This is a genomic window from Succinimonas sp., assembly GCF_045225735.1.
In the GTDB taxonomy this organism is placed as follows: Bacteria; Pseudomonadota; Gammaproteobacteria; order Enterobacterales; family Succinivibrionaceae; genus Succinimonas.
Window position 1 is genome coordinate 1 of record NZ_JBGVBR010000004.1, and the last position, 8459, is coordinate 8459.

General features: G+C 46.9%; 4 protein-coding genes. 2 read left to right on the forward strand and 2 right to left on the reverse strand.

The features are described 5' to 3' along the window. Positions 1–44: 44 nt before the first annotated feature. Both menA and hrpA read right to left on the reverse strand, forming a co-directional pair. Positions 45–1121 carry a 1,4-dihydroxy-2-naphthoate octaprenyltransferase gene (gene menA, locus ACJROR_RS00100; RefSeq protein ID WP_406545323.1) on the reverse strand — a complete coding sequence of 359 codons (1077 nt, stop codon included), beginning with the start codon at positions 1119–1121 and terminating at the stop codon, positions 45–47. Positions 1122–1191: 70 nt separating this feature from the next. After that, positions 1192–5133, reverse strand: a complete 3942-nt coding sequence (hrpA, locus tag ACJROR_RS00105; protein ID WP_406545324.1) for an ATP-dependent RNA helicase HrpA — start codon at positions 5131–5133, stop codon at positions 1192–1194. Between the two features lie 475 nt (positions 5134–5608). Between hrpA and ACJROR_RS00110 the strand changes: the two genes are divergently transcribed. After that, complete coding sequence (locus ACJROR_RS00110; protein WP_406545325.1) at positions 5609–6511, forward strand: hypothetical protein; 903 nt, start codon at positions 5609–5611, stop codon at positions 6509–6511. Positions 6512–6694: 183 nt separating this feature from the next. Further along, positions 6695–8227: a hypothetical protein gene (locus ACJROR_RS00115; RefSeq protein ID WP_406545326.1), complete on the forward strand. Its 1533-nt coding sequence runs from the start codon at positions 6695–6697 to the stop codon at positions 8225–8227. Positions 8228–8459: the final 232 nt, after the last annotated feature.

Genomic DNA, 8459 nt, shown 5'->3' on the forward strand with positions numbered 1-8459 from the left:
GGGGTACCGCAGGCAAAGCCGCATCCCAGGCTCCGACATGCTCCTCAGAAAAGCTGCGCCAGAGTCAGGGTAACCGCCAGAGTCAGGTTGATTACGCTGGCGGCAATGGAGGTCTTTTTAAGACAGGGATCCAGAGTAACGCCGCTGTTCTGTTCGGAGGTCACAAAGGCGGTGACCTTAAAGAAGGGGATCATCACCGGAAGAAGCAGGAGAGCCCACCAGGAATTGATTATCACGCCGGCCGCAAAAAGAAGGAGCACTGCCGCATTGCAGAGGCACCAGTGATACACCCGGCCGCCGGAAAGCCCCAGACGCACCACCACGGAATTCTTGCCGCCCTTGATGTCGCTTTCATAATCCCGGAGATTGTTTACATTGAGCACCATAATGGCCATAAAGCCGGCGGAGCAGCCGGTGATAATCCCGAGGGCGCTGACATCATGGGCGATCATGTATTCGGCCCCCATGACGGACACCAGCCCGAAAAATATAAACACCGAAAGATCCCCCAGCCCCATGTAGCTGTAGGCAATGCCGACGGTGTAGGTTACCGCCGCCGCCACAGCCAGAGCCCCCAGAAGGCAGAAGCCCAAAAGCGCCGCCGGACTCTCCATAAAGGCCAGGAGGAGAGCAATGCTGCCCGATCCCAGAGCCAGGATGCCTGCAGCAAAAATCCCCCGGAGAAGCTCCTTCCGGGTCATGCCCCCCTGCTGGAGCACGCTGATGCGCCCCGCCCGCTCCTTGTTGTCAACCCCGGAAACGCTGTCCCCGTAGTCGTTGGCAAAATTGGACAGGATCTGAAGGAGCACCGCTGTTAACAAGATAAAAAAAGCAAGAATACCGGTTTTCCAGGGGGAAACAGCGGTTTCCGGTGATTCCAGGCACCCCAGCACCACTCCCAGAAGCACTGCGGAAAGGGACAGGGGCAGCGTTCTTAACCGCATGGCCTCCAGCCATTTTTTTAAGACGGAACCGGAATATCCTGCCGCCGTTGCGGCGGCAGGATCGCCGCCCTCGGCATTTCCGCCGGCGATATTTACGTTGACATTAACGTTGACATTAACGCTGATATTAACGCTCTCATCCCTGCTGCCGTTATTGCCAGCATCGCTATCGCTCATTTCCGGTCTCTCCTTCTTCTTCATCATCTTCTCTGCATCATCATTGATTTCAATCCTTCTGATGCTCCGCTTAGCTCCGATACTGCGCCATAAGGCGGTCGATTTCCTGGGTGACTCTCTTTTCCGATACCGGGTAAAGAGTGCCCAGACTCTGGGCGAAGAGGGACACCCGGAGCTCCTCCAGCATGTACTTCACCAAGTGCACCTCCCGGGGCAGCGTCTTTCCGGCAAACATCCCCAGCAGGGATTCATACCGTTCCTCCGCAGCCTGGCATTTCAGCATCAGCATGCGATCCCGGGCCGGATCCCGGGGCAGTCTTTCTATTCTCTTCAGCATGGCGTCAAGATAGCGGGTCAGCTCCGGATAGTATTTCATGGTGGCGGAGGTGGCGAAGCCCTTGCAGATAAGGCGGTTAAGTTCGCCGCCGATATCGCTGAAGGCATAGGCGGTCTGAAGATCCATGCGGCCCCGGAGATGCTTTCTGACCTCGTTGGAGCGGAGGAGGATCTTTTCGGCCTGTTCGGCGAGGAGAAGCACCCGATCATAAATGGAGGATTTCGCCTCCTCCACAATGCGATCAAAGGAGGCCTGTTCCCGGGAGATACCCCCCAGAGATTCCATAATGTCATCAAGAGCCAGGGATTCCAGATCGGATATCAGAGTCTGCACGCTCCCCACGGCATTAAAGTACATGGCCAGCTTGGCCCGGTTGGGCAGCTTGGTTTCCAGATAACGCAGGGGGCTCGGGATGGAAAGCATGATAAGACGCTTTTCGCCCTGCCACATTTCGCGATCCGCCTCCTCCCGGGAACCGTAAAGCTCCAGGGTGACGCCGTCTCCGGCATCGTGGAGGGCCGGATAAGCTACTACCTCGAGACTGCCGGTTCGCCGGGTTTCGGTTTCGGGAATGGATCCGAAGGTCCAGGAAGCGGATTTGGTCTTCCGGGGAGCGTTTTTCAGGACCTCGGCCAGGGTGTTTTTCACATCCTCCTTGAGCTGATGCTTCAGGATGCCCAGATCCCGTCCTTCGGCGATAAGCCGCCCCTTGGCGTTCACAATCCGGAAATAAAAGCTTAGGTGCCGGGGGAGATTCTCCAGGGCAAAATCATCCCTCTTTATGACCGTGCCGGCCATTTTGGTCATTTTTGCCGTCAGGGCATCCCAAAAGTAGCCGTCAGCGGGACTCAGACTTTCATTAAGGGCTTTGGCATGATCCGGGGCCGGCACAAAGGAACGCCGCAGTGCCTTGGGGAGAGAACGGATAAGCTCGGTGAACAGCTCCAGGCGCAATCCCGGAATCAGCCACAGAAAAACATCCTCGGGGATCTGGTTAAGTACGGTGATGGGAATAACTGCGGTTACGCCGTCATTCTCCCGGGTAGGATCGAAATTGTAGGTAAGAGGAATCCTGAAATTCCCGATTTCCAAATGATCCGGGTAGAGATCCGCGCTGATCATGGAGGTATCCCGCTTCTTCAGCATTTCCAAATCGTAGTTCAGGAATTTGGGATCCGTCTTTTCCTTGCCCTGCCACCATTTCTCAAAGGTACGGGCGTCTGCGATATCCTCCGGGATTCTCTCGTCGTAGAAGGCGAACAGAGTCTCCTCGCTTACCAGAATATCGCGGTGGCGGGACTTTTCCTCCAGATCCTCCACCTTCTCCACCAGATCCAGATTGTGCCGGAAGAACGCCGCCCGGGTGAAGAATTCGCCGTTCACCAGCCCTTCCCGGATCATAAGCTCCCGGCAGAGGACGGGATCGTGCCGGGTATAGTTCACCGTGCGATCCGCAAACAGGGTAAGTCCCAGAAATGTGCCCTTCTCATGAGCCATCACCGCACCGTTCTTCTTGCTCCAGTACTCATCGCTCCAGGAGTAGCGCACCAGATGCGGGGCCAGCTTTTCCAGCCACAGGGGATCGATAGCTGCCACGGTACGGGCATAGACCTTGGAGGTTTCCGCAATTTCCGCCGCCATCACCCAGACCGGGGGCTTTTTGACAATGCCGGATCCCGGGAAAATAAAGAATTTGGTGCCCCGGGCGCCCTGATACTCGTAGCCTTCGGAGGATTTCATGCCGATCTGCCCCAGAATGCCGGAAAGGAGGGAGATGTGAAGTTCCTCGTAGGTGGCGGGCTCTGTGTTTTCCTTAAAGCCCAGTTCTTCGGAGCACTCCCGGAGCTGGGAGAGGATGTCAAACCATTCCCGCATTCTCAGGAAGGAGAGGAATTCCTTCTTCATGGTCTTCTTCATCTGGGAAGCAGTCTCTTCCTCCCGGATCTTCTGAAGATAGTCATATAGCTTCAGAATGGAGACAAAATCAGACTTCTCATCATTAAAGCGGGCATGACTGGTATCCGAGGCCTGACGAAGGTTCATGGGCCGCTCTCTCACGTCTCTGGCGGAAAGTGCCGCTGTGATGATCAGAGTTTCCCGGAGAGCTCCCCGCTTTGAGGCTTCCGTTAACATACGGGAAAACCGGGGATCACAGGGGAACCTTGCCATAGTCTTCCCCACAGCGGTAAGACGGATAGTTCCGGAGGCATCCTTTTCGATAGCTCCCAGCTGTTCCAGAAGGTTAATGCCGTCAGTAATCAGGCGGTTTTCCGGGGGATCGATAAAGGGGAAGCCCCCGATATCGCTGATCCGGAGGGACAGCATTTTAAGGATTACCTGCGCCAGGTTGGTTCTCTGGATCTCCGGCGGCGTGAATTCCGGCCGGGACAGAAAATCCTCCTCGCTGTAGAGTCTAATGCAGATACCGGCGGAAAGACGGCCGGAACGGCCCTTGCGCTGATTGGCGGAGGCCTGAGAGATTCTGGTGATGGGAAGCCGCTGCACCTTGGTACGGGGGCTGTAGAAGCTGATGCGGGCCGTACCGGGGTCGATGACGTAGCGGATGCCGGGAACGGTAACCGAGGTTTCGGCTACATTGGTGGCCAGGACAATTCTTCTGAGGCCGTGCTCCTGGAACACCCGGTTCTGCTCGGTATTGCTGAGACGGGCGTACAAAGGCAGGATCTCGGTGCCCTTGAGATTGCATTTCCCCAGAAAGGAAGCCATGTCGGCAATATCCTTTTCGCCGTTCAGGAACACCAGTATATCCCCCAGAGGATCTTCCTGAGTGAGTTCATCCACGGCTCTCAGCACGGCATGCTGAAGATCGTCATCGTCAATTTCCGGCTCGTCGCCGTCCTCCTGGATCTCATTAAGGGGCTCGTAACGCACCTCCACCGGATAGGTGCGGCCCGCAATAAGCTTTATGGGAGCATTGTCAAAGTGGCGGGAAAACTTTTCCACATCTATGGTGGCCGAGGTGATGATAAGGCGGAGATCCTTTCGTTTTTTCAGGAGATCGTGCAGAAAGCCCAGAATAAAGTCGATATTGAGGCTGCGTTCATGGGCTTCGTCCACAATGAGGACTTCGTATTCATTAAGCCAGCGATCGTTTTCCAATTCCGAGAGCAGGATACCATCAGTCATGAGCTTGATAATGGTGTTATCTGCCGTGCGATCTCCGAAGCGCACCTTGTATCCCACTGTGGTGCCCAGGGGAACCCCCAGCTCCTTGGAAATACGATCGGCCACCGTGCGGGCGGCCAGTCTCCGGGGCTGGGTATGCCCGATCATCCCCCTTCTCCCCAGACCGGCCTCAAGACAGATTTTAGGAAGCTGGGTGGTTTTGCCGGAACCGGTATCGCCGGCGATAACCACCACCTGATGCTTTCTGATAAGTTCGGCTATCTCTTTATGATGCTGGCTTACAGGAAGGCTTTCCGGGTAGGAAACTTCAGGTATGGTTGCGGCTCGGGTTTTGGCCTTTTCAATAGCGGCAGCCGTTTCCAGGGCCAGCACCTCAACCTTGGTTTCATCCGGGTTTCGTACCGGCTTTTCCCGGGTGCCGAATACTCCTCTGGCTTTGCGGAGGATGCGGGTACTGTCCGAGATCAAAGCTTTCTTAAGAGCGTCCCGGAGAGAATTGTAGGTAATCTTAACGTCCATATTCACCATCTTTCCGGGGGATCTGAGCCCGGAAACTTATCAAGTATGCTGCGTTTCAAATAATGTCAGCGGTTCAGCCGCGTGATTATACCAAAAGGAAGGGGGCATGAAGGACATGGGAGAGAAAAGGTTTTGCGGATGAATGCGGGAACAAGGTGCGGACAAGTCTGGAACAGTAGCTCATGGGAATCGTGGTGGCAGTGTCTTGATTCTGTGTTTGCAAACGACTGTATCGTGAGCAGGAAAGATCTGAGAGAGGTAATTTTCGAGGAGCAGGAAAAAGCTGCGAAGCGTTATGGGATAAAGGGGCGTAGGGTTCCGGCGAGTGATTTTGAAAGCGTATTCAGAAATGTGATGCAGTCGTTTTTTTTTTGTGCAAAATAGTGATAATGGGAAAGGTTATATGAAATACATTCTTGAATATAGTCAAAGATTGTAATTTAGGGAAGATTTAACTAACTAATATTGAATTATGAGGGTAAAAATGTTTGTTTTGAATGAAGACGATTTAAAGAAATTACCTTTTAGCCCTAAACCACTAATAAACACAAATCCTAGTTCAGAACAACTTAGAAATATTCAAACGGCGTGCAATATTCCTCAAACAGATAAAATTATAGGGATTATTGATACAGGAATAATTTTTAAAAATGGAAAAAAAGGTTTGGTTTTTACCGATAAAAAAATATATAACAAGAGTCTAGGGGAAGATCCTTTCTCTCTAACTTGGGAACTTTTTGCTGGTTGCAGTCTTAAAAAAGGTAAACTTGCTGTTTACACTCAAATTGATAATGTTGAATACGAATTCTCAAATGGAGTAGACAATGATGAATTATATACTAATTTATGCTGGATACAGGAAATAGTGACACAAAAAATCTCGTTATCGGATAGTAAACAAAACGCCAATTATTCAAGCACATTAGACGAAACTATTATTTTAAAAAAATCCAAAACATTTAACTATTCTAACAATAAAGATATTTTTATTGATTTGGAAGAACTTAAAAATATATCACACGGATATGTTAATTTAAATCCAAAAGACCATCAGTTAGTAAACATCAGAAAAGCATGCAGAATACCTGATTCTGAAAAGATACATGGGATTATTGATACTTCACTATTCAATTTAGGTAAAACGGGAATAGCCTTTACAGAAAAAGCTATTTATGTTAAATCTTTTTTGAACGAACCCTTTAATTTTAGCTGGAAACATCTTATCAATTACGAAATCATAATGGGAATCACATGTGTTTATATTACTGTTGGTTCTACTGATTATGAATTTAATACTGATGATGATGTACCTAAAGCAACGTTGATAAACATCCTAAGATCTTTACAATTCTTAATCCGAGAAAAGATTAAAAGAAACGAATCTTAAATCTCTGACAACATTACTTAAAAACCTTCAAAAAAAACAGTACCAAGCAGACGTAAACAGGAACGTGCAAAAACTTCGGTACTGTACTGCTATAAGCTTGCCTTTTCGGTTGCCCCAATTTCAGGCTAGTGCTCTGATAAGGGGTTCTCGTATACTAAATTCTGATATATAGTGGAAATAAACATGAATAACTCGACAAATAATCAAGCATCTAGAAATGATAACACTAGCAATACAAACAATGATGCCATTAGTCAAATATTCAATATTATTTTGCCTGAAAAAAGAACCTCGCAAGCTAAAAATCACAGATCAGATACATCTTCAAATGATCATGACAACGCAATAACAAATATCTTTTCTGGTTCTGAAAATATAGGCAAAGCAGTAGAAAAGATTAAAAATTCCAACGTATCAAAAAATGTCAGCAACTTTATTTCAAAACTCTATGAATCTCCTAGTACGACGGAATCTGACGAGGTGGAAAAGAAAGCAGATGTCTCACATCCGATTATAAATTTAAATCGTTACTGCACCTCATGCGGTTATGCATTGGGACCAAACTTAAAGTTCTGTCCAAACTGTGGAGTAAAGCTTGATAATCAATCCCAATCAGTTAACAACACTCAGGAAATCACATATAAAAATAGTAACATACCTGTTGAAAATTCCAAATCTATCGACATCCCCAAGAATAGTGTGATTCTCCCAACAGATCAGCAATCCAAGACTGAAAATGATCTAAGCCTAGAACAATTATTCAAACTAATCTGGCCTGAACAAAAAACTTCTTGTTATAATGATACATCGGATGATGGTGAAATTATTGATAATTACTCTATTGAAGGATTATTTAGAATTATTTGGCCTGAAAAAAGTACTTCGTTAGTACTTGATTCCGGTCGCGAATCTGATGTAGAAAACACGACACCAGCTCCTGTACCAAAATTTGAAGTATCAGAAGTTGTATTATTGCAGGAACAGGAAAAAGCAAAATTTTGGAATACGAATCTTAATCTTCAGCTTTTTACGCTTGCAGTAATTATTATGATTGTTAGCATGATTTCGTTATATTTATCTTACTATTTTAGTTCCGGAGGTGCTGCAAATGATTTGGCAAAAATATTAAATACAGCAATTAATACGTTTTTTGCCAATGATGTTGAATTAGATTTCACTGATAAAGAACATTTATTAGCTAGCCTTGATGCCTATAAAACACAAGGATGGCAGGATGTAGTAGCTTATTTTACACATCTTAAAGATCGTGCCATTTTCTATTCACAAATTATAACATCAGCTCCATTTGTTTTGTATTCAACTATTACGCTATGGGCTTTTACCATTTCAATCGGAGCATCAAGAATTTTTAAAAATCTTAGCTTATCACACCATAAAATCATGGTTGATAGAACAACATTGATTTCATTTATAGGCATTATAGGTGGTGCAGGCGGTGTAATTGCAATATGTCATCCCATAAGTCTATACTGGAATTCATTGTTAATGTTTATTTCTCTCAACTTAATTGTATTATCTGGTAATTGGCTAACTCTTAGATTTTTTTCAGTAAAAGGGGCTCTCAGCACAGTATCCTCTGGCAATGTTCCAAGCAAACCATGGTCATGGCACGTATGGCTGAGTAACATCTGTGTCGTTACTTGTCTATTAATGATAGATTCTATTATATTACCTATTTATTATTATCTTTACTAAACATATTAATCGAGAGAAGAGTAAACAAGGGAAGTATTACGTTATGAACGAAACACAATCTTTGAATCATACTGATGAAAACACACAGCTTGACGAAGTTGTTGCAGCATGGATAGAATGGCGAAATTGTTGATTATTTGTTTTTACATTTTTATTGTAATCGGTTTTCTATTATATTTTTATATTCTTTTCAAAACTCCAGGACTAGCAAAAAAAAAAAAAAAAAAAAAAA

Coding starts and splice junctions, on each gene's coding strand:
- menA (WP_406545323.1), bottom strand. CDS start 1,121: ATGAGCGATAGCGATGCTGGCAATAACGGCAGCAGGGATGAGAGCGTT.
- hrpA (WP_406545324.1), bottom strand. CDS start 5,133: ATGGTGAATATGGACGTTAAGATTACCTACAATTCTCTCCGGGACGCT.
- ACJROR_RS00110 (WP_406545325.1), top strand. CDS start 5,609: ATGTTTGTTTTGAATGAAGACGATTTAAAGAAATTACCTTTTAGCCCT.
- ACJROR_RS00115 (WP_406545326.1), top strand. CDS start 6,695: ATGAATAACTCGACAAATAATCAAGCATCTAGAAATGATAACACTAGC.